Below are 26,715 nucleotides of genomic sequence, written 5' to 3'. Positions count from 1 at the left end.
AATAAATAGCACTTTTTGCTAAAAAATAATTAACTGAGACTCTTGGCAAAAACTCTCTTATACCCATTAGTTGGTATAGCCCATCATGGGAGTGATAGGCCAGTTGTAATCATTGCGGCATGGCAACCGCTTCCCGGCCATTGCACTCAGCACGCACACGTACAGCCCACGTTATGGTGTCATCATCACTGGCGATGTTCAGCAGCTCACAGCATGCTGTTGAAGCTCTGCGCTCTAACCCTTTGGCCATCAGCTCTTCAATGATTTTCTTCAGGCTTTTGACATCATCTTGAGACGTTCCTTCAGGCTTCGGATATGGTCTGGTTTTAGCGAACACCCGCGGGGTAAAATAGTTTTGACCATCAAAGGTCGACGAGTAACGATAGCCACCCCGCTCACCTGATCACTGGATCAGACCATGCCGAGCCAGTGTCTTGAGGGATGGGTAAAGCACGTTGTAATTCCCCAGCCCCGCAGCAGTCAAATCAGGTATCGCCTGGCTCGGGTTATCGTTCAAATGCTTCAGTAGTGCCAGCGTCGCGGCTCCAATTGCTCTCAGTTTCATGCTGTGTGTTCCCCTGTTGTTCTGGCCCGGGCCTTTGCAAAGCTCACCCGCCATTTTTTCCGGGCCTGATCCTGCTCGTGCGGCCCGTATCCTATTTTCATAATTTCAGCCAAGGCGATTTTCTCCGCCTGGTTTTCCGGTTGCCCGCCGTCCACCAGCAGCCGGTCGAATGCTTCATCGAAATCAATATCCGGCACATCGGGTGCCACGCGCTGTTGTTCTACCGCTTCGGCCATTGCGGTCTTGTTGGCTCGCTGCCGATCCCACTCCCGGGCGCCGACCAGGTAACCACTGAAGCCGGTAGCGGAGTAAATCATCCGGGCGTTCAGCATGTGGCCCAGCTCGGGCTTGCTGCGTAGTTCGTCCACCCGGTAGGCGGCAACCAGATTCAGGTCGGCAACGCTGTGTCCATCACGAAGGCGCTCAAGGATTTCTCGCATGGTGTCGGCACGCTTCGGCGTCCTGCCGTTGATTTGAGAATTCAAAAAATCAATAACCTCCCCCGCCATGGTTTCAAAATTCACCGGCGGTTGTTCGAATTGGGGGGCTATGGGGGGTTTTTCTTTTGGTTTTAAGATTACTGGTAGATTCCGTATCCCGTTTTCGGGATCGTTACCTTCCAAAAACGGGATCGTTTGACCATTTTCAATAGCACCGTTTTCGGGTGCCTTACCATTAACGATCCCGTTTCCGGTAATGTTACCGTTTTTGGGTTTGTTTGCTGGCTTGGTTGAACGATCCCGATTTTGGTAATGTTCCCGTTTTTGGGTTCGTTCAGCATCAGCAACACTTTCCTCAATCCCGATAAGACGATAGACCGGGATCTGCCTGGTGCGTCCGCGCCGCTCTCCGGTATCCTCAATCAGGCCCATTGCTATCAAATGCTGCAGGCTGGCCTGCACCGTCTTCTTATCAAGCTCGGTAACCTCTGCCAGCGCAGCGATCGACGGGAACGCGCAAAGGTCAGCGCCACACATATCGGCCAACCAGGTTAAAACCAGTTTTGCCGATGATTTACCGGTCTTTGTTTTTTTGGCCCAGTTCAGCGCGTCAATACTCATACTTCTACCTGCTTAAATTTCTTGAAGAACCTATCGCGGTTGAGCTCGCAGTTCTCTGTGTATCCATCACGCAAAAAAGTTACTTTCCGTGGGGTAGCGCTGATCACGGTAACAAGGCGCCCATTGCTTATTTCTTTGAAGCGTCGATTGACGAGGTGAATATCACCACATGGGCAAGGCGCAGCGCTTGCTGTATTGCGCTGCAGTGCACAGCGTAACCTGTCTTGCAAAGTACACATGATCGCCCCCCTGTTACGTTATGGACGCCACTTAGGCGCAGGCAACCGCGCCGGTTTAATCTCGCGTTTCACCGATGGCGCACCCGGCAGGCGGATCTGTTCGGCGTGCCGTTTGGCCTCGCTAAGCAAGATCGAAACGTCCGCGCGCGGGTGAGCCTGCTTGTACTGCACCGCGTAAGTGGCCGCTGTTGTCGCTTCAGCTTCGTCAATCTTCATATCCAGCAGCATTTTCTTGATCTGCTTATGCAAAAACTGCTCGTGGCTCAGCATGTGATGCCCTCTTTCAGTTGGATGCGGATCACGCCCGGAGGAAGTAGAGCTGCCAGTGCCCGGATGCCTTCCAGCACCTCTTTTTTCAGGACCGGCAAAGGCTCGCCCATCACCAGCGCGCTGGTGGCTTCAATGCATTCCTGATTGGCGATCGAGGCTAGATAGGCGGCAGAACGCGGCGCCAGTAATTTCAGGCGACGTTCGGCAGGCAGGGCCAACAAAACAGCAACCGTCAGATCCTTCGCGCGGGCCCGATAACGATCGGAGTCACCGCGGAAGGCGCGCTGGATGGTCTGCTGATTGTTATGCAGTTGGCGGCTGTATTCTTCCGCGCATTCAATGCCCGCCAGTGGCGCCAGCAGATCACCGGAATACTCCTGCGTGATAGCTTCAGTAACCGGTCCCCATGTAGCGGCCCGCGCCCATTCTTCAAGCTCTGCAGCAATGTCTGTGATTTCCATAAATCAGACCTCATACACCTGCAGCTGTATTCTGCTGGTCAGGCGGAAGATAATCGGGCCAGATGCGCATCCAATCTTCAGGGCGCAAATCAATGCGAGTTACTTCACCACCGGTAGCCGTTTCAATGGCGATGCTGCGCTCCGGTGATATTGACGCGGTGCCCGCTGCCATCTGGGAAAGATAGGAAGTTGATATGCCTAGTTTTTCAGCGAGCTTCTTGGCACTACCTCGTCCTTTTTTGGATGTGTAGTCTTTTAATTTCATGGGATCTCCTTAAATAGAATTCGCTATGAGTTTATTAATTACTAAACAGTCTTGTCAAGCATTTGCTTGTTTAGAGATTACTAATCAAAATGTTCATATGGATATGAAAGAGATCAGGCGCAAGCGCCTGGCGGATTGGTTTTCTGACAGAACCTTGCCGCTAAAAGACAAGAGCTACATTTCCCAACTCATAACGGGGCAGTCTTCATCCTTCGGTGAACGGGCTGCGCGCAGGCTTGAACGAGACTATGGGATGGGGGATGGATATCTCGATAACCCACCAGAAGATCCGGATGCCATCGATACCAAAGCTGTTATCCTGGATGAGCAGGAAAAATTATTGCTGCAGTTGTTTGATCGCCTTCCCGAGAGCGAGAAAACCCAATTTATAGCCTTGCTGAAAGATAAAGTTGAAACTTTTGATAAGTTATTCAATGAGATGCTAAAGGCTAGAGATGTAAATGACATATTGAAATCGCTTAAAAAGTAGCCTTCCACCCGCCATTACATGCCAAAAGCCGACTTCGTGTCGGCTTTTTCAGTTTTTAATCCAATGAAAATTAAACACTTATTTCAAAACTCGCCCAAATGTTTATAAAACACTTTACATGTGTTTAGTTTTGAATAAACTTAAGGACATCAAACAAGCAACAGGCACAACAGATTCAGGTTCAAGTTCCGCCAGCCGGGCGACAACGGCAACACAACGAGGGTTTTGAGATGCAGATCGATGAAGACAAAATTTCCAAGCTGTTCCAGGTCCCGGCGGATGCCTTGAAAGATATTGATCAGCCCAAGCTCATGGTTACTGGTAAAAGCTATGCGTTTTCAGTGAATGGCGCGCCGTCAATGTTCCTAAACACCGACGGTGCAGTGGCAGCGGATTACTTGTTCTTCATTGATGGAGTGATTAAGACTTTGCTGCAAGACAGGGCCACCCTGGAGAAGGAGGCCAGCCAAAGTGGCCGCAGTATCAGCGGCCATGGATTCAGCTGTATTGGTTCAATAAGCATCCCAGAGGTCACGGATGAATAAATCAATATTTATCCATAAAGCATTACCAACAGTTTTAATTATGTGATTTTCGGTTTCATCACTGATTTCAATATCCCAAACATAAAAATCTTCATCTGGGTATTCATCAGTGAAAGTTTGAAAGATGCCGTGGCGAATATCTTTTTCAGATAAGCCACATCTGGAGTTAATCAGGCATTGCGTTAAAACGTCTGAGCGCTTCATAAGATTCCTTCTTGGTTGATTAAGCACCACCAAGATAACACCGCCGCCTGAGGTGGAGATGTGACCAGGCACCCAATACAGAGGGTTCATTGACACAGGGGTAAATATGAAAGCGATAACCAATGATTTTATGCGGGCACCTGTAACGGTGCAGGCAAAGAAAAACCCAAGCATTTTAAGTTTCATATTTAAAAAAATAAAAAGAGCCTTGCTGCAGAAAGGCCATCCACTTTAATTGCTTTTCGGTTGCCAGATTACTGCCGACACCCAAGGGACTGGCAACCGCTTTTTATATCTTAGATGGTCGCACCACTTCGGGGGCGTCGTGGATATAGTGGCCATCTAAAATATAAAAAGTTCAACACTAATAAGTTCAGGGGTTTCTATGGTCGTAAATAATGACGGCGTTTTTGTTAGCAAGGTCACTCGCGATGTTGCCAAGGTTATTGTTGATGGCAGTCCAATGGCATTCGTTATTTTCACTGAAGGCACTCACCGTGTATCAGTGAGACTTTCCGGCGGCTATGACCTTGGCGGATACGTTAACGCCGATGCAGCCTATGCTGCAATTCTGGAACTGAAAGCCAAGATTGATCACTTCGAGAACGTTGCAAAGCTCGAAACAATTTAATCATTCAATATTTTAAAGGGCTCAACATGATTTATTTATGGCACCTGAAAGGCAAGAAAGGCAAAGCGCATGCTGTACTTCCTATTGATGAGAAAACAGAAGACCGCGCCAAGCGCCGTCTGGCTGATTTCTTGGAAGACCTTGAAGAAGAACTTGGCGAAGAGGCTCCTTACTTCAAGGCGCGCCTGACCACGGCCTATGACGGCGTAGAGTTGCCGCCCGCTGGCAAGCTGTGTGAAGAGTTCTGCATTCATAATGAACTTGATGGCGATGCATGGCAGGTTAAAACACCGTCTACTGATATGTTTATCAGTAATTGCACCCTTGATATTAAACTCGTTGGTGCGCTGGAGTTTGGCGCGAATTGCCTCAAGTTAACCAAAGAGAAATTAAATAACATTGAAGCAATCATTGCCAACAAGGAAGACATTTACGCGCAGAATCTGTTACAGGCAGGCGCTGAAATAGAATTACTGAAAGACAAGCAGCCGGAATTTATCATCCTGTTTGTTGATGCCGTTGCTACTATCTGGCCTGCTGGCGGAAGATCACCAAGCGCTGAGGAAATCAAGGCATTCTTTGCTGAGTTCAACGCTATTGATGATAATGGTTTTGATGCGCTCACCGAAAAATGGATGAGTAAATTGGCAGTTGCCGCACCTCAGGGCAAGTCAGCTGAATTTAAACCAATCGATTTGTCGGCGATGATTTATAAGCGCCCACAAAAAATAACCTTCGACACTCTGAACCTTGAAATAGCCTGTGCACTATACCCCGGCGATGTTGATTTACATAATATCTCAACCACCATTTTTAATTGGAGTAAGGATTTGATCGCCAAGAATGATGATCGCTGGCGCGCATGGTCTAATGGCCTTACGTTAAAAATCCCCAACATAAAATTCTATTCCCGAAATTCTATTTTTGATGTCATCCGCAATGCGCCGCACGATATCAATCTGCTGGCTACTGATATCGAGGCCTATGCTCGCCCATGGCTGGCGGCCAATGGCGTTTGGGAGCCAGGCATCACTATCCCTGGCAGTGAGCCAGTAGAGAGCCTTGGTGGCGGCAAGTTTGCCATTAACCTTGACGATCCTGATGCATCAAAACCGGCCACAGCCGATACAAAACCCGTGGTTATCGAAACAAAAGCGCCAGAAGCTGCAACAAAACAGCCTGATGCTGCATCGCCCCAAGTGAAAGCCCCCTGCTCCAGCATGGCAGACCTCGTTGAGCGCCTGGCTGTTCTGGAGCGTAACCAGCAGGCCTTCACCAATTGGGTATCAGCAACCGTGTTGATGTTCTCCCTGGTTGGATCCACCAGCAACACCCACGAATAAATATCGGGGCCCGGTATGTCAGCTTTCTGGCAGGCGTTTATAGAGATTGATGGCTTTTCGCTGGGCATCCTTTTCCTCCTGGTTGTCTTGATTATCTACCTGGAGACCGGGGCATGGAAGACGATGAGGATTGTGACAATGACTGAAAACAAAATGCCCGGTGATGTATTGGATTACGCCGGGCTCAAATCAGAAAACGAGCAACTCAAGCTGAAGCTTGAAGCACTGGCGAAAGCGGAGGCAAGAGGCGTTGAGAAGTTCGCCGCGCAGCAAGAAGAGAAATTAAAAGCGGCAGCGCTTATTGGTGCAACTCATCTTGAGTCAGCTCATGAATTTGCTGCACTTCAGGCCCGCGCGTATGTCGCAAAGCTGCGGGAGGGCCGGGTATGAGCGAACTCAACTATGACCCAACCGATCCGGACAAAATGCAACTCCCTGCTGGTAAAACCTGTGGCGACTGCGGGCACATACGCCGTTGCAAAGCGCTTTTCGGCCATGTCGAAACGGACACGTATTGCGATTGGTCGCCATCACGTGCGGTATTCGTGGATAAAGAGGTGGTGCGTGATGGCAACTGATAGCGAACTGAAAGAGCGTGAGTATTTCATTCTGAGCGTCAACCACTGCCGTAGGCACAATGAATTTATCCTGATGTTTCAGCCCAATGACAGCGGCTATGCAAACCGGCTACACGTTGCCGGGCGCTATCCAGTGCAGCGGGTTAAATCCAGTCTTAGCTATTACAACAGCGGTTGCAGTGCGATAGCCGTTCCGTGTGACGTGATGGAATCAATGGCGGTTCCGGCCCCAGAAGGTCACTTCGATACACCAGGCGGCGTGGTAGTGCTGAATAACGCCAAGAACTGGCGCAAGGCAATTGCTAACGCAGTGGAAAAGCCAGCATTTGAACCAAAGCCGGAATACAAAGGCAAGCGGCGTGAGGCTCATCATGAAGAGTAACGCCGAACTAAAACTTGAGCGCTTGGCTCATGCCAACGAACTGATTCGGATTATCTCGTCACACGGCCGCCGCTTTTTCTTCAACGAAAATCATAGTCGCATAGCCGAACTGGTTCTGTGTTCTCGGGGCCGCGTCTGGTTCCTGGATGACTATACCGGCAAGTTGATTTACACGCACAAGACCACCTGGACGAATAAATGGCGCGGTTTTACACACGGCGGGACACTGCGTGATTTAGTCGAAATGATGCGGGATTACATCGTGAGAGGTTGGAACATTCCCGAATGGTGCCTGGGGCCGGATAACATTTTCTCAGATGGGAATATTTGGGGTTACTCACAAGAAGCGATCGATGCGGTACGAGCCGAATCTGCTCGACTGCCAATTATCGACCGTGCCGAGGGGCAGCACACACAGGGGGAGAGAGGATGAAAGAGCCAATGGTTGTAAGTTTCTCTTTCGGCAAGTCGTCAGCGTTCCTGTGCGATTTCCTGCTACAGAACTATGCCGATCAGTTCGACCTGCATTTCGTCTTTGCTAATACCGGTCTTGAGCATGAAGAAACGCTGATTTTCGGTGATAAGTGCGACAAGCTTTTTGGCCTGAATGTTGTTTGGCTGGAGGGAATTACAAGCCCGATCCCAGGTATTGGTATGCGCCACAAGGTTGTTAACTTCGAGACGGCAGCGCGGAAAGGAGAACCGTTTGAGCAGCTTATCAGCGTTGAAGGTATTCCGAATATGTCCCGGCCAAAATGTAGCGACTATCTGAAGACCCAGACAATCCGCTCATGGATGCGTGAGAAAGGGTTGGCAAAGCGTGGCTATAGCGCGAAGACAGCTATCGGTATGCGTGCGGATGAACCAGGACGTGCTGATATGGATAAGGCATCAACGAAGCGTTACAACCTCGTCTATCCGCTATGCCACTGGGGGAACTTCGATAAGCAGGATGTGAACGACTTCTGGGATGCTATGCCGTTTAACCTGAGTATCCCCCCACGGTATGGCAATTGTAAAACGTGCTTCAAGAAGAGCAACGCAAAGCTCTATCTCATCGCCCACGAGCACCCAGAGTGGTTCGCATGGAATCGGCAGATGGAACAGAAGTACGGGATGGTTAAGGCAATCGACGGCCATACATGGTGGCGTGGTAAGCGCACCACCGATCAGTTAATCGCTGATGCCAAGCTTGAAGACAGGCAGCAGCTTATTTACATCACGAAGACCAACCCAGACGACGGCGACGGATGCACGTCATCATGTGAGCCGTTCCAGTGCGAAATAGAGGAATTGTATTAATGAAAATAATACTCGCAAAGAATATCAAAAAGGGTGACGTCCTGGTTATTGATGGTGAAGCAAGGGAAGTATCGTCAGTGTCTGTGAATAGCGGAGACGGGAAAACGGTCATTCACATCGGTGACAAAGTGATCGTCAGGGATAGCTTCGCGGGGGTGGAAATTGAAGGTGACGCCCAGGGGGAGAGAGAGTGATGAAACACGTCGTTTTATACAGCGGCGGCCATGCCTCCGCAATTGTTGCTATCGAAGTCGCCCGTAAATTCGGGAAAGAGAATGTGATTTTATTGAGCCACGACATTAACCCGAAAGTCGAAGATGCAGATATCAAGCGTTTCCGTGCTGATGTAGCTGAATACCTCGGCATTGAAATCACATACGCAAATCACTCCAGCTGGGAAGTGGCAACGCCAATTAGTGTATGCCTGGACGCCAAGGCGTGGAAAGTAGGCGCTGGTTCCGTGCTTTGCACTAACAGGCTAAAAACAGGCCCATTTGATATTTGGTTAAAAGAGAACGATCCGGAAGGTAATAACACTTATTACTACGGTTTCGAACCCAACGAACCAGCAAGGATACAGCGTAGAAGCGGTATTTTAGGTGAGCGCGGGTATAAGACTGGATACCCATACCTGTGGGCGGAAAGAACAATTCATGAAACCAGCGAAGTGGGTATTCCAAGGCCGCTGACGTATAGCACATTTAAACATGCTAATTGCGCTGGGTGCTTAAAGGCAGGCTGGCAGCACTGGTATTGCGTTTATTGCTTACGTCCAGATATCTGGCAGGAAGCCAAAGAAGCTGAGGACGAAATCGGCTACGCGATACACAAGGACAAAGACGGGCCAGTTTATCTTGCTGACAAAGAGGAGCTATTTGCTCAGATGAAAAGCGCTGGCGTGCCAGTAACTGAGCACATCCAGTCAGGGGCATTTTGGGCTATGGCTCGTAAAGCAGTGGCCGGATTAACTCTATCAGATGACAACGGTGACGCTAAACCGTGCGAATGTGCGGCGTGACGCCCAGGAGGAAGCAAAGCTATGAGCAAATATCGTTTTTTCGCATATGACCCTGAAACCGGGTTTGAAGTATTCCAAACAGCATCACAAGCGCAGGAGCACGCCGAAGAGTGCATCAATGAATATCGCGGCGAGGCTGGTGATGGCTGGGATGAACAGGTCAGTCAGGTTTGCTGGGGAGAGATTAAGGCCGAAACCGTGCAGGTTGGCCTACGTCCCGCAACTGAAGATGATCCAACTAGCTGCGAGATGTATTGCGACTACGCCCTCAAGGATTTAACTGATGATGCAGGAGCAACAGCATGACAGATAAATTAGAAGCACTGAAATGCCAGGCAAACGAGCTAGTGATGAAATTTAACCACTGGGCAAAGTGCGCGGTACTAACGTTTGAATCAACCAGCGTTCTGCACTCTGCAACATTGATCAGGACAGCTCAACTTATTACTGATCTGCTGGCAGCGCTGGAAGAGAAAGATCAGCGCATAGCGGAGCTTGAATCACAGTTGCAATCAGGGTTTACCCCGGAGGCTCTTGCTCAAGAAGAACGCGCAGAAAAAGCCGAGCAGCGAATTAAAGAACTGGAGTCTGACGTTCGGGTAGCTGATGGAATTATCGCAAACCATCAAAAGTTAAACGCAGAGCTTGAGCAGCGACTACAGCAGCCAGCCCTTGCCGATGTGATTGCAGAACGGCAGCGGCAAATCAGTGCTGAGGGCTGGACACCCGATCATGATGATACGCATAACGGAGGGGAAATAGCAGATGCAGCAGCATGTTATGCAAGGCTTGGAGCGGGTTGGTCTGTATGGGGGGTTTTGCGGTGGTGGCCGTGGGATAAGGATTGGTTAAAACCTTCCGAACCGCGTCGCAACTTGGTTAAAGCTGGAGCACTCATTCTGGCAGAGATTGAGCGCCTAGACCGTGCAGCGGCCAAGGTCGAGGGGGAGTGATATGAAAGCACGAATTCGCTTTTGGAACGGAAAGTGGTGGTGTCGTCGCCTTGGAATTACTGGGTGTGGAGACACTATAGAGGCAGCTTGGGATGACATGTGGGTTGTTTATCGCGATACCTTCCGCCCTGCGCGTGACGGCTCGCCAATGCGCGTAAGAGAGGGGTGATGCATGACCATATCAACAGATAGCCAGCAGGAAATTATTGATGCAATTTCAGCAGCACAAGATTTCTTTATGCATCATTTTGAGAAAGGCCCAGTAGATTTATATAACAAGGCATATAGCCACGGCTTGAAGCTTTCAAACGCGAAGTTATGGATCAAGGGCCAAGCATTAACAATCGCGGATCTTGATGCTGAGCTGCTGGCTGTAAGGGAGGCGCAGCCGGTGCAGTGGCCAGAACCTTCAGATAATAGCAATGGGACTGGCTGGAAGATTAACCCGGACTTCCTCTCAACCGTCCAAAACGATATCGGCTATGACTCGGAGAGCGACGAAGCCCCTCCATCCCTGGAGCGCATAGAGGCAACTCTGCTATCAGCAATAAAGCTGAATCCACTCACCGCCCCGCCTGCGGTGCCGGATGAGATGACGGCAGACCAGGCGTATCAATTGCTAATGGAAAAAGGTGGCGTGATGTCCCCAGTTGACGCTGCCGTGTTTGCATATAACGCCTGCCGCGCCGCAATGATTCAGTTGTCCGGCAATTCCGAACCCGTAAGCCAGGATTACACGTTCGACGGTTTGAATATCATGGCGGTGGCCGCGCTACGTGAGTCGGTTCGGAACCAGTGGTTAAAGTCCGAGGAATTCGCTGACAAGATTTATTGGAAAAACATGCACTCCATCGCCAATGAAATCATTGAGGCCATGGCGGCAGCACCTACCCCTACCAAGGCGGTGCCAGATGCGTGACCGCACTCCGTACACCAACGAGGAACTGGAGGTGATGGCCAAAGGGGTTGAGGAATTTTCACCCCGTCGGGCCGCCACTTACAGAGAGTTAATAAAATTAAGAAAGAAGTCAGCTAAAAAAACCAGCAACTGATTTCTGCAAATCAGTAATAAACAGAGCGCGGAGCAATAATAGATGCCTAATCTTGAATGCATACCAATTTCAACGTATTGCCAACTGACTGGCGAGACATCTGCAGCCATTGATAAGCGGCTTCAGAGAGATATATGGAGAGAAGGCGTCCAGGTTTTAAAGCTGGATGGGGTTAAGGAACGTTGGATCGACTTGACAGAGGTTAACAATTGGGCGAGACAACGAAAATCAAGCTCCCGCGCGGGGTGACCATCCGGCGGCATGCCGCCGGGGAAACCATAAACATCACATTCACGTTCAAAGGGGTAAAATGTAGAGAGCCATTGTCAAACCTTGAGGTGAATACTAAAAATATAAAATATGCAGAAAGGTTGCTGAGTGAAGTTAACGATCGCATAGAAAAGAAATCATTTATTTATGTAGAGTATTTCCCGAAGTCATCAAAGCTTGAATTATTTGGCGGCATGCGCGCCGGTAAAATCATCGGTGATTACTTGGATGAATACCTGCGCATCTGTGCGATACGAAAGCTATCGCCGTCGACGATCACCGGTTACAAAAAGTGCAAGAACCAGCTGGCCGACATGCATAAGTTGCCTGTTGAGGAACTAACCCCGGCGATCCTGAAACAATGGATCCAGCGGCAGACCATTGCACTCAAGACGATCAGGAATGTTTTGTCATTTTTACGCAGTGCGATCGATGAAGCAGTGATCGATGGGCTTACTACCATCAATCCAGTTTCCCTGGTGAAGGCTGGCCGATACCAGACCAAGCATGAAAAATCTGAAAGTGCTTATGTTGTCGATCCGTTCACGCCGGCGGAAATCTCAGCGTTACTTTCCGCCACCAACAGTCAGCAGTGGGGAAATTTATTTCAGTTTGCATTCAGTACGGGCATGCGCAGTTCTGAGCTCTGTTCGTTGCGGTGGGATGAGATCGATTTTGTTGGCCGCACTGCTCATGTGACATCAGCAAGCGTTGAGGGAGTTTTGAAAGGGACGAAAACCAAGGCGGGAACGCGGAAGATTGAATTGAATGATCAAGCCATGGCAGCGCTGGCCAGTCAGAGAGCATTCACTTTCATGAAGGCCGGGGTTATTTTTGATGATCCCAAAACCAACCTGCCATGGGCAGGTGCGGATGCGATCAGAAAAAAAGCATGGGCGCCAACATTGCGTAAGGCTGGCGTACGGTACCGGAATCCATATCAAACCCGCCACACTTATGCCACCCGACACATCAGCCAGGGCGCCAACCTTTTTTGGCTGGCCGCGCAGATGGGGCATAAAGGGCCGGAAATGTTGTTTAGGCATTACGGATCGTATCTGAAGGAATACGACGGAAAAACCGGACGGGAATTCAGTTCCCAAACTGGCAGTTGAACTCAGAAAATGACAGTGGCAGGACAGAGCATGGACTACAAAGGAGCCGTAAAAGCGCCGCGCGGATAGCAAAAAATAAAAATATCATTATCATTCATTAGGTTAAAAGTTTTCGGCGGCGGTTTCAAATCCCCCCAGCTCCACCAAATAGGTCGCCAGTGATACCAGATAGACCCGGCGACAGTGACGAAAAAGCCCGCAATTCACGTTGCGGGCTTTTTTGTGCCTAAAATCCAGTAATTATAATTTATATCAGTGAGTTATCAGTATTAACGCTTACTAAAGCTACAACATTCCCCCTACTCAAAGGGAACTTATACGGAGCCTAAGCCAGGTACAGAAGCCAATTTGTAGCACCTTCAGTCCCCTCTCCTTTTGGGAGAGGGCTAGGGTGAGGGGCGTCACTGTGCGTATTGTGATGCATTGCTTAACTAACAGCCATTATCGTAACTTACTACTAATGCTCATCCACAAGGATTGATGATGACAGCACAAATACCAAGCACAGTTTTTACTGTCTGTGTCTCTGTGAGTGACTGGACATGTTGCCCTGACGAGTACGGCCCTTTCTTCCCTAATACAGATTTAAAAGCAGTGCTGGAGGCCATGCACATCAGTCTTAATCTCTGTGGTCTGTGCGATTACTATTTTGACGAAATTGCGGTAGGGACTGGCGATATCCTAGTGTTCACATCATCCAGATTTACAGAGACCTACTTCATCGCTGACCTGTATCGAGGGATGACCGACCAACTAGACTCTGTCACCTTTTATATAAGTTGCCCTCACCCAGAAGTTTTTGAGCAGGTAAAAACTTACCTACGGCGCTTCTTCGATAAGGCTAACCATCAATTTTCCTACGAAGAAAGCAGTGCATCAATGACCGTCGGTGACATTATTGAAAGCCAATCGGGCGATACCTATTGCGTGATAGAAGAAACGGGTTACCAACAAAAAGTAATTTTTCAATCCGGGGATTTTGCCCACGGAGTGGCAGTTCCATTGGTGCCCTAGATAACAGTCCCGTAATCGCCTTACTGAGTGGGGTATTTGATAATCCAAACGGTCCTGCGCTGGCACCGGAATATCATTCGTTTGAATATATGAAACCCGAATGGTGGCGGAAACTGTTTCCCAATAGCCCATCTTGACAGCGCGCAGTATTCGTCCGATCTTAGGTTTGTCGTGACACCAACTTAAGGAAGATACTATGGTGATTTACAGTTTTTTCGTGAAGGGCGAGCAGATTGTGGTACTGGATAACTCTGTACCCGATTTCGCAGATAATCAAAAGCACCTGCTAGATAAAGGCTATGCCAAGCAATTTGAAGAGTTGCAAGCCACCTCCCCGCAGGCGGCCCTTGCCAGATTTAAAGACATCAAGGGTGAGGAATACAAAACAGCGCATGCCTTTACCACTGGGGGCGTGTTTACCTCACTGATTGGTGCTTTATTGTCGAAAGGATGACAGCACAGTTTGCTGGGGGCTCAGGCGAATGACTTATGCCCCCACCCACCAATCAAAGACTGTCCCACTCCGGCAACTTATTTACCCGTTTTCGCCAATAATGAAATAACGCCATTGATAAGCCAAACAATACCCCAGCCAGCAAGCTTGTCTGCAGCGCCATCAATACGCTGTAGCATTGGCTTTTCCAAGTCGTAAACCACATGAACAGACCCCATACAGAGCCAAAAAAGCCACCGAAGCACAGCACATTCTGCCAGAACGGCATAAACGGCGGCGGTGGGATCTGGACGCCTAACTTCCACAGCAGGCGCAGGAGCGGTGGAGCATAATTGCTCCGCCACATTTTTTTCTCTGCCATCAACGCTAATGCCCGTTCTTTCTTCTCTTGAAACGCCATCGTCGAATCCCTTCATTGGAAACAGGTCTTCTTTTTTATCAGGTAGAAACATGTTTGAAAACTAGTGGAGAAAATTTTTTATTTACCACCTGGATATCTAGCCGCCTAAAGTAAACTTAATTATCGGTAAAGGTTATGCTAACAATTAATACCTTTCCTGCTCAAAAAACACTTAACTAAAATAGTAAAAAGCACTTTCAAAACAATCAGCTATACTGTAATGATAATATTCACCTTTGGGAAAGTCACCGTGCAGACAAAACTAGACCTCAACCTTGCGCGTATTCTTTGCGAGGTAATTGAAGCAGGTTCCGTTTCTGCCGCCGCAATGAACCTTAAAACCAGCATCTCTGCGGTCAGTATCGCGCTAAATAAACTGCGCAAGCACCATAATAACACGCTGTTTTTCAGGCAAGGGAATGGCATGATGCCGACGGCTTTGGCGCTGGAGCTATACAAACTTTATCAGCCAGCGCTCAATCTGTTTGACGAAGCAGAGAAACTCCAGGCTGATGCCTTGTTGCCTAACCGTGTACAAAAGCTACGCATTGCCACCGTTCCACTGTTTGATTTATTCCTGGTAGACAAGTTTTTGGATTCCCCTGGCTTTTGCAATGGGGCGGGTTGGGATGTGCTTGCCATTTCTCAGGATCCCACGGTGCGGATAGAGCGCCTGCGCAGAAAGCAGATCGATCTCGATATCGGCACGGCGCTGCCAACCGACAGATCGTTGCTCAGTTATCCTATTTTTTATGGGGGTATGACGGTGGTTTGTGCGAAAGATCATCCCCGCATCACACAGTCGGTGACGTTAGAACAATTTCGCCAAGAGTCATTATTAGGCTTTATCTACTCGGAAGAAAAACTGGGTAAGGAAATACCCGGTATTCAGCATAATGATGAAGAGCTATTATTCCGCAACTTTCGCTCATCATCCATTGTTACTATCCTGCTGCAAACGGCAAAAAGAGATCTGGTTACGATGATACCCTCCCCATTGGCACCCTGGGTGTGTGAAAGGTTCGGTTTACGCGTGGTGGAACATGATTTCCCCGTTAAACATACCGTTGGTTATTACACCCACATTCATCGCTCAGAAAAAAACAATCCTTTGCTACAAAAAATAATCAACTTTTTATCTGAGCTAGGGTAATTTTATCAGCATCATTCACTGAGTGAAAAGATCGGAGAACACTAGCGATATAACCCCGATATCAAAGTGGTTATATCGAGCGTGTCAACGTTCTATATCTGATATTGCCTGTATTACTTCCAGTTTATTGTTTATACTCAAAAGCTACGGAATGGAACCTGCCGATAACAATGTATGTTTTTCATTAATAAGGATATGGCTATATGCATACTATGACTAATTGAGAGGTCACAATGACAAATCGCAAATATCTTACCTTATCTGAGGTGGAACGCCTGCTGGAGGCAACAAGACAAGGTTCTGACCCGGAGAGAGATTACTGTTTAATCTGGATGTGCTTTATCCACGGATGTCGGGTCAGCGAGATCAACAGTTGGCGCCTGTCCGATATCGATCTGCCCAATAACCGCATATTTATACACCGATTAAAGAATGGCCTGTCTACCATCCATCCCCTTTACGATGTTGAGCTCAAAGCACTTAATGGCTGGATGAACGTTCGCTCCCGGCATAAGTACGCAGACAGTGAATGGTTCTTCCTGTCGCAAAAAGGCAACCGGCTCTCACGCCAGCGAATTTATGACATATTGCGTGATTGCAGCAGCCGTGCAGGATTAGAAGTGGATGCACACCCTCACATGTTACGCCACGCCTGTGGTTTCGCGCTGGCGGATAGAGGTATGGATACGCGATTGATCCAGGATTATCTGGGCCACCGCAATATTCAACACACCGTGCTTTATACCGCGACCAACGCCCAACGCTTCCTGCGTGCCTGGTAATCAATAACCAGATAGGAAAACCACTCGGAAGGAATGTAATAATTTGTGATTCTATGGACATATTGTTCCAAACTGACCACGATACTAAAGAGTAATAATTTCCTTGTCAATAACCCTATATTTTCCGCAGTTTCCATTCATTTAAACCAATAAAATCAATCAATTATTTGTAAACCCTCCAAATCCTCCTTTTTATTCCAACAGAACTTAACAGATCTTTTAACAATAAAAAAAATCCCATAGCGAGTTTGTTAAACAAATTATCGGAATAAAAAACCACATTGAAGCGCTAAACACCGTTAAAACTCTAGGAAAACCCCTCATCCAGTTTGAAAACCAGTGGTAACCACCAAACTGGTCAAATTGGAACAAAATGAACAGTTATCTGCTCACTTCGTAACCCGAACAACCAAGGAAAACATGCGTTGAAACGCATAACTATCAATGAGATGCGCGCATCTCGACCCAAAAGGAAGTTTTACATGAAAAAGAATCTGATTGTTGCTGCTCTGATGACCGCCGGTGTTCTGTCTGCTTCTGCCTTCGCTGCTGACGGCAAAATCAACTTCATTGGCGCCATCACTGACGACGCTTGCACCGTAGTTAATGACATGAGCAACCCACTGGACGTTACGCTGGGCACCGTTAAGAGCTCCGCGTTCACCACCGGTTCTCTGACTGCAGCACCGACCAAGTTCACCATCAAACTGACTAACTGCCCGGCCACCGTCACTTCAGCCAAAGTGAAGTTCGATGGCCTGGCTAATGCCAACGATAACACCATTCTGGCCCTGACTCAGGAAACCGGCGTGGCGACTAACGTGGGTATCCAGTTGATGGATAAATCTCAGACTGTAGTTCCGTTGTACACCGCGTCTACCGCGTATGCACTGACTGTTGGTGACAACAACCTGGACTTCGTGGCCCGTTACCTGGCGACTTCTCTGCCAGTAACAGCTGGTCCTGCGAACTCTACCAGCAACTTCACCATCGTTTACAACTAATCGGTTGTTCCTTCCCCACTGTGTCCTGGTCGGGAAGGCATCCCCACGGGCCGACTTCGGTCGGCCCGTATTTTTTCGGAGTACTGCATTGTCATGAATATCGGATTTAAACTTCTGGGCCTTTCCTTATTACTCACCGGCGCGTTGGCGCAGGCGGCCGAGACCGGCGGCGTCACCGTGGGCGGCACCCGCCTGATTTACAACGGCGGTAAGAAGGAGGCTTCACTGAGCGTCACCAACACTGACATCAATCCCTATCTCATCCAGTCCTGGGCGGAGACCCAAAACGGTGGCGCTGAGAAAGCCCCCTTTATTATTACGCCTCCGCTGTTTCGCCTCGACGGTAACCAGCAGAACCTGCTGCGTATCGTGCGCACCGGCGGCAACCTACCTGAAGACCGCGAGTCTCTCTACTGGCTCAATATCAAGTCCATCCCGGCCGGTAGCAAAAAGGAAGGCTCCAACTCCCTGCAAATCGCCGTCAAGACCCGCATCAAGCTGCTCTACCGGCCACAGGGCCTGAAGGGCGTGCCGGAAGACGTGGCAGGCAAGCTGACCTGGGCACAGAGCGGCACCCAACTGACCGTCACCAACCCGACGCCGTTCGTCATGAACTTCCAGCAGATCAAAGTCGGTGGACGTGAACTCAAGGACATCACCTACGTGCTGCCGATGGGGCAGACCACCTTCACCACCCCGGCCGGCGTCAGTGGCCCGGTCAGTTGGAAACTCATCAGTGACTACGGCGGTACGGGGGCCGAGCACACCCCGGGGCACTAACAGCATGTTGATGCGGAGCATGGACATTCAGGAGCGGGAGGGAAATATCCCCCCGCACGCAAGGAGTAGTGAAGGATGAACAATAATAATAAACCCCGAGTGCGGCTGCGCTTGAGCCGGGTGGCCTGCTTTGTGGCGGCCCAGATGGCGCTGATGTCCGGGACAATGATGAATGCACAGGCGCGGGACTACTTCAACCCCGCGCTGCTTGAACTGGGGACGCCCGGGCAGAAAGCCGTGGACCTCACCTCCTTTGAGGACAAGGGCGGCCAGTTGCCCGGCACCTACCGCGTCGACGTGTTTCTCAACAACGAAAGGATGGACACCCGCAACGTGGAGTTCCGCCTGGGCAAGGACGGCAAGGGCAACGAGACCCTACAGCCCTGCATCCCGGTCGACGACCTCGCCAACTGGGGCGTACTGACCAAAAAATTCCCGGAACTCGGCGCACCGGGCAGCGCCTGCGCCAACCTGGCGGCCATTCCCCAGGCCAGCAGCGATTTCCGCTTTGCCCGCCAGCAACTGTTGCTGAGTTTCCCGCAGTCGGCGATCAACAACTCCGCTCGTGGCTGGGTGGACCCGAAGTCGTGGGACGAGGGCATTCCGGCGGCCCTGTTGAACTACAGCGTCACCGGTTCTAACAATTACGCTAAAAGCGGGCACGGCACTGACAGCAGCAGCCAGTACGTCAACCTGCGGCCCGGTATCAACATCGGTCCGTGGCGCCTGCGTAACTACACCACCTGGACCCGCAACAGCACGGACGGTCCCAATAGCAAGACCACCGACAAGTGGGACACGGTCTACACCTATGCCCAGCGCGACATCATTGCCCTCAAGGGCCAACTGACCGCCGGGGACACCACCACCGCGGCCGACGTGTTTGACAGTATCCCGTTCCGCGGGGCCCAGTTGGCCTCCGATGACGACATGCTGCCGGAAAGCCTGCGCGGCTATGCGCCCATCGTGCGTGGGATCGCCCGCACCAATGCGCAGGTCACCATCCGCCAGAACGGTTATGTGATTTACCAGACCTACGTGTCGCCGGGCAGCTTTGAAATCACCGACATGTTCCCCACCGGGGGCTCCGGTGACCTGAACGTCACCATCAAGGAATCCGACGGCAGCGAACAGCTGCTGGTCATTCCGTACGCCTCGCTGCCGGTGTTGCAGCGTGAAGGACGCCTGAAATACTCGGCCACCACCGGGGTGTACCGCTCCTACGACAACAGCGTGGACAAGACCCCGCTGAGCGAAGGCACGCTGATTTACGGCCTGCCGGGCGGCTTCACGATTTACGGCGGCGGCCAGTTCAGCAGCAAGTACCAGTCGCTGGCGGCCGGGGTCGGCAAGAACCTGGGCGACTTTGGGGCACTGTCCGTCGACGTGACGCAGGCCTGGGCGAAGCAGAAAGATCTGCAGAAAGAGAGCGGCCAGTCCTGGCGGGTACGTTACAGCAAGAACTTCGTGGCCACCGGCACCAACTTCTCGGTGGCGGGCTACCGCTATGCCACCGACGGTTACTGGGGCATGCAGGAAGTGCTGGACACCTACACCAGCGGCAACAGCTATGCCTTGCAGGAGCGCCGGCGCAACCGGGCGGAGCTGACGCTGTCGCAGGACCTGTGGGAGGGCGGCGGCAACCTGGGGATCACCGCGGCGCGGGAAGACTACTGGAGTACCGACCGGCGCATGGAATCCTACGGGGTGAGCTACAACAACTCGTGGGACGGCATCAGCTACGGGCTGACCTACACCTACAACCGCAACTCGCAGGTGACCTACGGCACCGCCGAGTCAGGCAGTAGTGGCCGGACGTACGACAAGGATCAGTTGGTCTCCGTCAGCCTGAGCGTACCGTTGAGCAAGCTGTTCGGGGATAAACACCCGACCTATGTCAACTACATGGGCAACACCAGCAAGAACGGCAACACCACGAACAGCGTGAGCGTGGGCGGCACGACGCTGGCGGACAACAACCTGAGCTGGAGCGTGCAGCAGGGTTACGGGACCAAAGGCCAGGGCAACAGCGGCAGTGCCAACGCCGACTGGCGGGCGACCTACGGCGAAATCAACGGCGGTTATTCATATGACAACAACAGCCAGCGCCTGAACTACGGGGTGCAGGGCGGGATTCTGGCCCACGAGAACGGCGTGACGGTCGGTCAGCCACTGGGCGAAACCGTGGTGCTGGTCGCCGCCCCGGGCGCGAAGGGCGTCGCGGTGCAGGGGCAGACCGGGGTGAAAACCGATTACCGGGGCTATGCGGTGGTGCCATACGCCAGCCCGTACCGCAAGAACGACGTGACGCTGAACACCGAGACCTTCGGCGACGACACCGAAGTGGCCATCACCACCCAGACGGTGGTGCCAACCCGCGGTGCCGTGGTGAGAGCGCGCTACCAGACCAGCGTGGGCAACCGGGTGTTGATGACGCTGCTGTACGCCGGTGGCAAGCCGGTGCCGTTTGGCGCCATCGTGTCGGCGGGCAACAGCAAAGATGCCGAAGGCTTTATCGTTGGCGACAACGGCCAGGTGTACCTGACCGGGCTGGAACAGAGCGGCCAGTTGAAAGTGCAATGGGGCAGCGGCGCGGATGAACAGTGCAGCGTGAATTACAGCCTGCCGCAGAACGTGAATGGCATTGCGACCATCAATGGGCAATGCCGGTGAGGAATAAACCATGAAGTTACTATTTAAATTAACGATCGTTTTAGCGGGGCTGCTGTTTTATACGGGCTACAGTCAGGCTTCGTGCTATTTCAACCAGCTATTTACCAGCACAACGTATATTGGAAATGTCGTGGTGCAACGGGATACGCCCGTGGGAACGACCATTGCCACAGTGTCTACACCCACGCCGCCAGGCCTAGGTACACCCGTTTATACTTGCGATAATGGCGGGGGAACTCTTTTTTATCAATTTACATATTTGGGCGGAACGCCGACGAGCTTCAGTAACGTTTATGCAACAAATGTCCCTGGGGTAGGCATGTCTTTTGGCAGTTTTAGCAACCCAGCTTATAGTTTTTACCTTGGTAACGGTAGTGGAACCCAGTGGGAAACAAACCCACGAATAATAAAACTGGTTAAAACGGGCCCGATAACCTCCGGGGTCTTGCAAACAGGAATGTTTGCTCGCCATTACGCAGGCGGTGATGGAAGGAACGCTGGAGAATACTATCTGGGTAGTGGTAGTGTCACTCAGGTTGCCTGTTCCATTACCACGCCTAATGTTAATGTCCCGTTAGATCCGGTAGCTGCCGCCAGCTTTACCGGCGTCAATTCCACCAAGGGCGATACTCCCTTCACCATTGGCTTGAGTTGCGATCCGGGCGCGCGTATCAACGCCTCACTCAGCTTTACCCAGAATACCAGTACCTCGGATAACAGCGTTATTCAATTGACCGGGGCGGGCACTGCGGGCGTCGCCAGCGGTGTGGGTATTCAACTGCTCTATGGCGGCACCATCTTGCGCAATAACACCAACGTGGTGCTCAAGACCTCCGTCGGCGGCTCCGAATTCCCGGCCGGGGCCTTTACCGCCCGCTATTTCCAGACCGCTGGCACGGTCACCACTGGCGATGCCAATGCCACCGCCACGCTCAACCTGACATACCAATAAGTTTTACCGGCCGGTGCTGTTTTCAGCACCGGCCGCAGAGTCACGCAACCTCAAATAATAAGGATATCGACCATGACTGTTTTGCATTCTGTTAAAAAAGGACTTTGTACCTTAGCCGTAATGGGGGCGCTGGCCAGCAGCGCGTTTGCCGACCCGGTCACCATCAACATCACCGGCCGCGTCACCGCCGCCGCCTGTACCATCGACAGCAGCGGCACCTATAACGTGCCCATGCCCGATGTCACCGCGGCCGTGCTGAACACGACCAACTCCGTCGGCGAAGGGAAGACCTTTGACGTCACCCTGAGCAACTGCCCGGCCGGCACCACCTCGGTCAAGGCCACCTTCGACGGCATCGCCGACGCCGCCAATGCCAACAAGTACGCCAACGCCACCGGCACCGGCTATGCCACCAACGTCTCTGTCCAACTACAGAACCGCTCCGGCACCGTCGCCGACAAGGGCAAGAACAGCACCATGACCGTCAACGTCGACGCCAGCCGCAACGCTACCTTCGACCTGAAGGCCAGCCCGTACAGCACCACGGGCGGGGCGACCGTGGGCAACATCAGTACCGTAGTACTGATGAACTTCACCTACAACTGATTGCACGACCCCCTGGCAGGAGAGCCATTTTATGTTTAAACGTGTTTTTCTTCTCAACATGTTGCTGTCCGCCCTCGCTGTCCTGCCGGGCACGCAGGCGCAGGCCGCTGATGTCAACATCACCGGCAAGGTCATCGCGTCCTCCTGTACCGTCAGCCCGGTGCTGGCGGCCGGGCAGACCGTCGACCTCGGCACCCTGGGCAGAACCCATTTTCAGGCCGCCAATGATGCCGGCACCTGGACGAGCTTTGCCCTCAACCTGACCAACTGCCCGGCCGGTACCACCTCCGTCAAGGCCACCTTTACCGGTATCCCGGACGGTACCAACAGTAATCTGTATGCCAATACCGAACCGGCCGCTACCGCCGCCCCCAACATGGCGGTACAGATGGCTGATGACGCGAACCGCAGTACGGTGCTCAACACCGGCAGCGTCATGAGCGTCAACGTAGACACGCTGACCGGCACCGCCACCTTCCCGCTGGCCGCCCGGCTGTATACGCCCACTGGCGGTGCCCAAGCCGGCCAGGTGTCCAGCAGCGTGCTGGTGAACTTCACCTACCAGTAATTATTGCGTCATCATCCGGTTGCCCGCCCCGGTGGGCAACCCACACCACAAAGAGAGAGAAGCATGTCTTTTCTAATGGAGAATACCGGCGTTCCTGAGCGCACCCTGCTGGTGCTGGAGCCTTACGACATTCCCTGGCTGGGGATACAGCAGATGCTGCGTACCCAACTGGGTCACCGCGTCTCGCTGATACGCCTGCACGACACCGACCGGCTGGCCGAGACCGCCCAGCGCCAGCAGGTGGATGCGATACTGCTCAGCGCCGTCGGCCACCGCACCGAGGTGCTGCCGCTGTTGCAGCAACTGTCCCTCATCCTGCGCTGCCACAAGCAAGCACACATCGCCGCCTACCTGCGCAAAGACCTGCCGCACCTGGAGGATTTACTGCAGGCCTTCGGCGTCGATACCCTGTTCCGCGGGCCGCTGGACGCGGCAGACCTGGCCCATTACCTGCTGCCCCACCCCCCGGCCTGTCCCTTCGTCCGGTTGACCCACCAGGAATGCCGGGTGGCCCAGGCCCTGCTGACCGGCAAAAGCGTCACCCGGGTGGCCCAGTTGATGCACAAGGACATCCGCACCATCAGCGCCCACAAGCAGGCGCTGCTCGGCAAGCTCAACATGGTCAGCCGCGGTGAACTGCAGGTGCTGGGCGGCCGCCTGATGGCCGACGGGGTCCGGTTATGAACCCGGATACCCGCACACCGTTCACCGGCAAACAGGGTATCGTGATGCACGCCTGCCCGCTGGTTCGTCAGGGGCTGCTGTGCCTGCTTACCGCGCAGTTACCGGACTTTCGCTTTCAGACCACCGACGCCTTCAGCCACCTGGGCCGCCTGCCCGGGTTGACCAGCGCCGATCTGGTAGTGAGCGATCTGAGCGATGATGAACATAACGCGGCCTACGGTGCCGACTGGCTGGCGTGGCTACAGAACATTCGCGGCAGCCGCCCGTTGGTGGTCATCACCGAGGAACTGTCACACCCGCAGTGGCTCACCCTATCCCGGCAACCCACGCTCTCGGCGCTGGCCTTGCAGACGCCGCAGGCCGAACTGGGCCAGCAGTTGCACCAGATACTGGCCGGAACACCGCTCATCAGCCCGCGGCTGTTGCAGCAATCACCACCACCACCCGTAATGAGCAGGCTGACCGGGGGCGAGCTGCAGGTGTTCGCACTGCTGCATGCAGGGTACAGCGTGACGCAGATTGCCGCGCATCTGCACCGCAGTGTGAAAACGGTGAGTACCCACAAACGGCACCTGATGTACAAGCTGCGGGTCGACAATGAAATCGCGCTGTTTGCCCGGGTGAAAAACCTCGATGAGCAGACCTGCGTCCTGGATAACGGGCAACAGTTTATCCGGCATTCCCAACTGAACGCGCCGTAACGCACAAGGACGAGCCGCCCACCCCACCGTCAAGGTTGCGGCGGTGGCCCGTTAATAATCTCTCTCACAGGATGTGTCTCATGATTTATCTGGCTACCGATGATTACTATTTTTCCCTGGGTGTAGAAGCCATTTTCCAGGGTCTGAACCGACCTTTCACCCTTATCCCCCTTGATGCGGCGGGTGACACCGGCGTTCTCCCCACGTTGAGCGGCAACGATACGCTGCTGCTGGCCGTGGAACGGACGGAGATGTTGACCCTGCTGCTGGTCTGGGCACGCCGTCAAGGTGCCCGGGCGCTGCTGATGATGGACAATGCCTCCGCCCGGACGCTGGACAACATCACCCAGTGGTCGCAGGGGGTGCTGTCGAAGAAGATGTCGCTGGCCAACTTGCCGTTGTGTGTCGGGGCAGACTGCGCCCACTTGAAAGACCTCTCATTCCTTACGGCCCGGGAAATCAGCATCATGGGGTCGCTGGCCGGAGGAAAAACGCCGCACCGGCTCTCGCGGGAGCTGAACCTGTCGGTAAAGACGATCTTCTCGCACAAACTGAGCGCGTTGAAAAAGCTGGGGCTGAACCACCTCAATGCCCGCTCGGTGCTGATCTTCGGCAAGATCTTCCAGGGTCTGGCGCCGCTGTAACACGCATTGAACAGCCTGGGGCGACCTTACGTTCGACCCGGGCTGTTTCCCCTCCCCAATCGCCAACATTATCACCCCGCCACCAGCAGTAAAATCCTGGTTCTACCAGAATAATCATCACCATCAGCCTTATAGCCCATTGTTTTCCGTAAGCTTTATTAATTCGTAAAAGTGGATTTTATGAATTGCGCGTATCCTGACCTAAGATTTCTCTGTAGATTCTGTCTCACGCCTTAATGAGGCATTCAGAATACCTTACTGGGAATAAACAAATGACACAGAGAAAATACCTGCTGGCAAGTGAAGTAGAAGCCATGATTAATGCCGTGCCTCAAGGGCTGAATTATCATCGCGATCGCTGCTTGATTATGATGTGTTATTTTCACGGTTTAAGGGCCAGTGAATTATGTCACCTTAAGCTGTCTGATATTCAGGGGGAGTATATTTATATTTCCCGTTTGAAAAGTGGACTATCCACTACACACCCTTTGCAGAAATGTGAACTGGAAGCCTTGGCATTATGGTTGGAAAAGCGTAAGGGCTGGCTCAATAACGACACGCCTTGGTTATTTTTGTCCCAACATGGCAACCCACTCTCCCGCCAGCAATTCTATGAATTGATTAAGAAGTACGGCATTGCCGCCAAGCTAAACGTTAAGGCCCACCCACATATGCTGCGCCATGCCTGTGGCTACTCCCTGGCAGATAAGGGGAAAGATACGCGACTGATCCAGGATTACCTGGGGCACCGTAATATCCAGCATACCGTGCTGTATACAGCAACCAACATGGCACGTTTTAACAGTATTACCTTTGACGTTGAGCAACAAGCGGCTTTGTAATCGCTTTTATTCCACAATGGCATAGACAATAGTTTAAGACGCAAAGTAAATAATAAAACTTATTACCCAGCCTATTAACCCTAGTGGACAAGTGCCGCCAAAAATCATTCAGCAGGATATAAAAATGATATATCTGGTTTCCGATGATAGTTTTTTCACCTTGGGCGCTGAGGCTTTTTTCAGCACTGAGAATAAAAATGTTACAGTGATTGATGTCAATATTGAAAAAGAGAGACTAAGTACCCTTAATTTTACTGGTGAAGATATACTGCTGATTGCCATAGAACAGGCGGATATCATTACCGCTCTGCTGGCCATTGCGCGTATGCATGGTGCCAAGGTGTTGCTAGTCATGGACAACGCCTCAGACAAAACGCTCAATAACATCAAGCAATGGTCGCAGAGTGTGCTTGCCAAAAAAATGCCCCTCAACGATCTTCTCAACCTGTTAGAGGCTGATTTTACCTATCTGAAAGATCTGTCATTCCTGACCCGGCAGGAAATAAAAATAATGCAGGAATTAACCACCGGAAAAACACCGCATAATATTTCCAGAGAGTTAAACTTATCGGTAAAAACCATTTGCTGCCACAAGGTCAACGCCCTGAGAAAGCTGGGCTTAAATCACTTGAATGCACGTTCGGTGATGATTTTTGGCAAGATATGCCGCGGGTTATCGTACTTTTGAATGGACAAGCCCTTAACTATCGGTGT

General features: G+C 51.8%; 40 protein-coding genes and 1 pseudogene. 33 read left to right on the top strand and 8 right to left on the bottom strand.

From position 1 onward, the window contains the following. Positions 1 to 403 precede the first annotated feature (403 nt). Genes ACX9GU_RS06305 through ACX9GU_RS06280 form a run of 6 tightly spaced genes read right to left on the bottom strand, consistent with a single transcriptional unit; the run spans position 404 to position 2,861 of the window. Complete coding sequence (locus tag ACX9GU_RS06305; protein ID WP_473194191.1) at positions 404 to 565, bottom strand: hypothetical protein; 162 nt, start codon at positions 563 to 565, stop codon at positions 404 to 406. Further along, complete coding sequence (locus ACX9GU_RS06300) at positions 562 to 1,626, bottom strand: helix-turn-helix domain-containing protein (protein WP_473194190.1); 1,065 nt, start codon at positions 1,624 to 1,626, stop codon at positions 562 to 564. Before ACX9GU_RS06300 ends, ACX9GU_RS06305 begins: the two co-directional genes overlap by 4 nt. Beyond that, the gene (locus ACX9GU_RS06295) at positions 1,623 to 1,865 is read right to left on the bottom strand and encodes a DUF4222 domain-containing protein (RefSeq protein WP_368466875.1); all 243 of its coding nucleotides are present in this window, start codon (positions 1,863 to 1,865) and stop codon (positions 1,623 to 1,625) included. Before ACX9GU_RS06295 ends, ACX9GU_RS06300 begins: the two co-directional genes overlap by 4 nt. Positions 1,866 to 1,883: 18 nt before the next feature. Beyond that, positions 1,884 to 2,135, bottom strand: a complete 252-nt coding sequence (locus tag ACX9GU_RS06290; RefSeq protein WP_473194189.1) for a hypothetical protein — start codon at positions 2,133 to 2,135, stop codon at positions 1,884 to 1,886. Further along, positions 2,129 to 2,596 carry a toxin YdaT family protein gene (locus ACX9GU_RS06285; RefSeq protein ID WP_473194188.1) on the bottom strand — a complete coding sequence of 156 codons (468 nt, stop codon included), beginning with the start codon at positions 2,594 to 2,596 and terminating at the stop codon, positions 2,129 to 2,131. The genes ACX9GU_RS06290 and ACX9GU_RS06285 overlap by 7 nt, the downstream gene beginning before the upstream one ends. Before the next feature lie 10 nt (positions 2,597 to 2,606). Further along, positions 2,607 to 2,861: a transcriptional regulator gene (locus ACX9GU_RS06280; protein WP_368466881.1), complete on the bottom strand. Its 255-nt coding sequence runs from the start codon at positions 2,859 to 2,861 to the stop codon at positions 2,607 to 2,609. A 25-nt stretch (positions 2,862 to 2,886) separates the two neighbouring features. On the opposite strand from ACX9GU_RS06280, the gene ACX9GU_RS06275 reads away from it, so the two are divergent. Together ACX9GU_RS06275 and ACX9GU_RS06270 are read left to right on the top strand one after the other, a co-directional pair. Further along, on the top strand, positions 2,887 to 3,351 hold the full coding sequence (locus ACX9GU_RS06275) for a hypothetical protein (RefSeq protein WP_473194187.1): 465 nt from the start codon (positions 2,887 to 2,889) through the stop codon (positions 3,349 to 3,351). A gap of 230 nt (positions 3,352 to 3,581) precedes the next feature. After that, a complete protein-coding gene (locus ACX9GU_RS06270) occupies positions 3,582 to 3,896 on the top strand; it encodes a hypothetical protein (RefSeq protein WP_473194186.1) in 315 nt (104 codons plus the stop codon). Here the strand turns inward: ACX9GU_RS06270 and ACX9GU_RS06265 are convergent. Then, complete coding sequence (locus ACX9GU_RS06265) at positions 3,864 to 4,274, bottom strand: hypothetical protein (RefSeq protein ID WP_473194185.1); 411 nt, start codon at positions 4,272 to 4,274, stop codon at positions 3,864 to 3,866. The two genes, ACX9GU_RS06270 and ACX9GU_RS06265, sit on opposite strands and share 33 nt — an antisense overlap. 211 nt (positions 4,275 to 4,485) lie before the next feature. Here ACX9GU_RS06265 and ACX9GU_RS06260 point away from each other — a divergent pair, with 211 nt between their 5' ends. The 17 genes from ACX9GU_RS06260 to ACX9GU_RS06180 all read left to right on the top strand — a co-directional run bounded on the left by ACX9GU_RS06260 (position 4,486) and on the right by ACX9GU_RS06180 (position 14,212). After that, positions 4,486 to 4,731 carry a hypothetical protein gene (locus ACX9GU_RS06260; protein WP_473194184.1) on the top strand — a complete coding sequence of 82 codons (246 nt, stop codon included), beginning with the start codon at positions 4,486 to 4,488 and terminating at the stop codon, positions 4,729 to 4,731. Between the two features lie 26 nt (positions 4,732 to 4,757). Beyond that, entirely contained in the window at positions 4,758 to 6,074 is a 1,317-nt protein-coding gene (locus ACX9GU_RS06255) for an exonuclease family protein (protein ID WP_473194183.1), read from the top strand. Positions 6,075 to 6,089: 15 nt separating this feature from the next. Beyond that, entirely contained in the window at positions 6,090 to 6,464 is a 375-nt protein-coding gene (locus ACX9GU_RS06250) for a hypothetical protein (protein ID WP_473194182.1), read from the top strand. Continuing rightward, the gene (locus ACX9GU_RS06245; protein ID WP_473194181.1) at positions 6,461 to 6,652 is read left to right on the top strand and encodes a hypothetical protein; all 192 of its coding nucleotides are present in this window, start codon (positions 6,461 to 6,463) and stop codon (positions 6,650 to 6,652) included. Before ACX9GU_RS06250 ends, ACX9GU_RS06245 begins: the two co-directional genes overlap by 4 nt. Beyond that, positions 6,642 to 7,034: a hypothetical protein gene (locus ACX9GU_RS06240; RefSeq protein WP_473194180.1), complete on the top strand. Its 393-nt coding sequence runs from the start codon at positions 6,642 to 6,644 to the stop codon at positions 7,032 to 7,034. The genes ACX9GU_RS06245 and ACX9GU_RS06240 overlap by 11 nt, the downstream gene beginning before the upstream one ends. Beyond that, positions 7,024 to 7,467, top strand: coding sequence for a hypothetical protein (locus tag ACX9GU_RS06235; RefSeq protein ID WP_473194179.1), 444 nt, complete (start codon positions 7,024 to 7,026; stop codon positions 7,465 to 7,467). The genes ACX9GU_RS06240 and ACX9GU_RS06235 overlap by 11 nt, the downstream gene beginning before the upstream one ends. After that, the gene (locus ACX9GU_RS06230; protein ID WP_473194178.1) at positions 7,464 to 8,336 is read left to right on the top strand and encodes a phosphoadenosine phosphosulfate reductase domain-containing protein; all 873 of its coding nucleotides are present in this window, start codon (positions 7,464 to 7,466) and stop codon (positions 8,334 to 8,336) included. The genes ACX9GU_RS06235 and ACX9GU_RS06230 overlap by 4 nt, the downstream gene beginning before the upstream one ends. Then, positions 8,336 to 8,530 carry a hypothetical protein gene (locus ACX9GU_RS06225; RefSeq protein WP_473194177.1) on the top strand — a complete coding sequence of 65 codons (195 nt, stop codon included), beginning with the start codon at positions 8,336 to 8,338 and terminating at the stop codon, positions 8,528 to 8,530. The genes ACX9GU_RS06230 and ACX9GU_RS06225 overlap by 1 nt, the downstream gene beginning before the upstream one ends. Next, positions 8,530 to 9,354, top strand: coding sequence for a hypothetical protein (locus tag ACX9GU_RS06220; protein ID WP_473194176.1), 825 nt, complete (start codon positions 8,530 to 8,532; stop codon positions 9,352 to 9,354). Before ACX9GU_RS06225 ends, ACX9GU_RS06220 begins: the two co-directional genes overlap by 1 nt. Positions 9,355 to 9,375: 21 nt before the next feature. Further along, positions 9,376 to 9,660, top strand: coding sequence for a hypothetical protein (locus ACX9GU_RS06215; protein WP_473194175.1), 285 nt, complete (start codon positions 9,376 to 9,378; stop codon positions 9,658 to 9,660). Beyond that, positions 9,657 to 10,307, top strand: a complete 651-nt coding sequence (locus ACX9GU_RS06210; RefSeq protein ID WP_473194174.1) for a hypothetical protein — start codon at positions 9,657 to 9,659, stop codon at positions 10,305 to 10,307. Before ACX9GU_RS06215 ends, ACX9GU_RS06210 begins: the two co-directional genes overlap by 4 nt. A gap of 172 nt (positions 10,308 to 10,479) precedes the next feature. After that, positions 10,480 to 11,226: a hypothetical protein gene (locus tag ACX9GU_RS06205; protein WP_473194173.1), complete on the top strand. Its 747-nt coding sequence runs from the start codon at positions 10,480 to 10,482 to the stop codon at positions 11,224 to 11,226. Beyond that, positions 11,219 to 11,359, top strand: a complete 141-nt coding sequence (locus ACX9GU_RS06200; RefSeq protein WP_473194172.1) for a hypothetical protein — start codon at positions 11,219 to 11,221, stop codon at positions 11,357 to 11,359. The genes ACX9GU_RS06205 and ACX9GU_RS06200 overlap by 8 nt, the downstream gene beginning before the upstream one ends. A gap of 42 nt (positions 11,360 to 11,401) precedes the next feature. Then, positions 11,402 to 11,608, top strand: a complete 207-nt coding sequence (locus tag ACX9GU_RS06195) for an excisionase (RefSeq protein WP_473194171.1) — start codon at positions 11,402 to 11,404, stop codon at positions 11,606 to 11,608. Then, complete coding sequence (locus tag ACX9GU_RS06190) at positions 11,569 to 12,744, top strand: Arm DNA-binding domain-containing protein (RefSeq protein WP_473194170.1); 1,176 nt, start codon at positions 11,569 to 11,571, stop codon at positions 12,742 to 12,744. The genes ACX9GU_RS06195 and ACX9GU_RS06190 overlap by 40 nt, the downstream gene beginning before the upstream one ends. Positions 12,745 to 13,224: 480 nt before the next feature. After that, positions 13,225 to 13,758, top strand: coding sequence for a hypothetical protein (locus ACX9GU_RS06185; protein ID WP_473194169.1), 534 nt, complete (start codon positions 13,225 to 13,227; stop codon positions 13,756 to 13,758). Positions 13,759 to 13,954: 196 nt separating this feature from the next. Beyond that, positions 13,955 to 14,212 carry a hypothetical protein gene (locus ACX9GU_RS06180; protein ID WP_473194168.1) on the top strand — a complete coding sequence of 86 codons (258 nt, stop codon included), beginning with the start codon at positions 13,955 to 13,957 and terminating at the stop codon, positions 14,210 to 14,212. A gap of 52 nt (positions 14,213 to 14,264) precedes the next feature. Here the strand turns inward: ACX9GU_RS06180 and ACX9GU_RS06175 are convergent, their stop codons facing one another. Then, the gene (locus tag ACX9GU_RS06175; RefSeq protein ID WP_473194167.1) at positions 14,265 to 14,612 is read right to left on the bottom strand and encodes a DUF6404 family protein; all 348 of its coding nucleotides are present in this window, start codon (positions 14,610 to 14,612) and stop codon (positions 14,265 to 14,267) included. Positions 14,613 to 14,862: 250 nt separating this feature from the next. Between ACX9GU_RS06175 and ACX9GU_RS06170 the strand changes: the two genes are divergently transcribed. From ACX9GU_RS06170 to ACX9GU_RS06105, 14 genes and pseudogenes are all read left to right on the top strand, one after another. Beyond that, positions 14,863 to 15,765 (top strand): LysR family transcriptional regulator, encoded by a 903-nt coding sequence (locus ACX9GU_RS06170; RefSeq protein WP_473194166.1) that lies wholly within the window; start codon positions 14,863 to 14,865, stop codon positions 15,763 to 15,765. Between the two features lie 233 nt (positions 15,766 to 15,998). Continuing rightward, entirely contained in the window at positions 15,999 to 16,547 is a 549-nt protein-coding gene (locus tag ACX9GU_RS06165) for a tyrosine-type DNA invertase (RefSeq protein WP_473194165.1), read from the top strand. Between the two features lie 482 nt (positions 16,548 to 17,029). Continuing rightward, complete coding sequence (locus tag ACX9GU_RS06160; protein WP_473194164.1) at positions 17,030 to 17,551, top strand: fimbrial protein; 522 nt, start codon at positions 17,030 to 17,032, stop codon at positions 17,549 to 17,551. Between the two features lie 93 nt (positions 17,552 to 17,644). After that, the gene (locus ACX9GU_RS06155) at positions 17,645 to 18,331 is read left to right on the top strand and encodes a fimbrial biogenesis chaperone (RefSeq protein WP_473194163.1); all 687 of its coding nucleotides are present in this window, start codon (positions 17,645 to 17,647) and stop codon (positions 18,329 to 18,331) included. Between the two features lie 75 nt (positions 18,332 to 18,406). Continuing rightward, a complete protein-coding gene (locus ACX9GU_RS06150) occupies positions 18,407 to 21,004 on the top strand; it encodes a fimbria/pilus outer membrane usher protein (RefSeq protein WP_473194162.1) in 2,598 nt (865 codons plus the stop codon). A gap of 10 nt (positions 21,005 to 21,014) precedes the next feature. Next, positions 21,015 to 21,440, top strand: a pseudogene (locus ACX9GU_RS06145) (hypothetical protein); the annotation flags it as partial. Positions 21,441 to 21,461: 21 nt separating this feature from the next. Beyond that, positions 21,462 to 21,956, top strand: coding sequence for a fimbrial protein (locus tag ACX9GU_RS06140; RefSeq protein WP_473195122.1), 495 nt, complete (start codon positions 21,462 to 21,464; stop codon positions 21,954 to 21,956). A 72-nt stretch (positions 21,957 to 22,028) separates the two neighbouring features. Next, positions 22,029 to 22,562: a fimbrial protein gene (locus tag ACX9GU_RS06135; protein WP_473194161.1), complete on the top strand. Its 534-nt coding sequence runs from the start codon at positions 22,029 to 22,031 to the stop codon at positions 22,560 to 22,562. Between the two features lie 31 nt (positions 22,563 to 22,593). After that, positions 22,594 to 23,130, top strand: a complete 537-nt coding sequence (locus ACX9GU_RS06130; protein WP_473194160.1) for a fimbrial protein — start codon at positions 22,594 to 22,596, stop codon at positions 23,128 to 23,130. Between the two features lie 63 nt (positions 23,131 to 23,193). After that, entirely contained in the window at positions 23,194 to 23,814 is a 621-nt protein-coding gene (locus ACX9GU_RS06125; protein WP_473194159.1) for a helix-turn-helix transcriptional regulator, read from the top strand. Further along, complete coding sequence (locus ACX9GU_RS06120) at positions 23,811 to 24,515, top strand: helix-turn-helix transcriptional regulator (protein WP_473194158.1); 705 nt, start codon at positions 23,811 to 23,813, stop codon at positions 24,513 to 24,515. The genes ACX9GU_RS06125 and ACX9GU_RS06120 overlap by 4 nt, the downstream gene beginning before the upstream one ends. 71 nt (positions 24,516 to 24,586) lie before the next feature. Continuing rightward, complete coding sequence (locus ACX9GU_RS06115) at positions 24,587 to 25,159, top strand: helix-turn-helix transcriptional regulator (protein ID WP_473194157.1); 573 nt, start codon at positions 24,587 to 24,589, stop codon at positions 25,157 to 25,159. 272 nt (positions 25,160 to 25,431) lie between these two features. Continuing rightward, positions 25,432 to 26,001 carry a tyrosine-type DNA invertase gene (locus tag ACX9GU_RS06110; protein ID WP_473194156.1) on the top strand — a complete coding sequence of 190 codons (570 nt, stop codon included), beginning with the start codon at positions 25,432 to 25,434 and terminating at the stop codon, positions 25,999 to 26,001. A gap of 124 nt (positions 26,002 to 26,125) precedes the next feature. Further along, positions 26,126 to 26,689 (top strand): helix-turn-helix transcriptional regulator, encoded by a 564-nt coding sequence (locus tag ACX9GU_RS06105; protein ID WP_473194155.1) that lies wholly within the window; start codon positions 26,126 to 26,128, stop codon positions 26,687 to 26,689. The last annotated feature ends 26 nt before the right edge of the window (positions 26,690 to 26,715 follow it).

It is taken from the genome of Serratia sp. K1WW1, from assembly GCF_055790865.1.
Note: the sequence above shows the minus strand (reverse complement) of the source record. Positions and strands in the feature narration are given on the sequence as shown.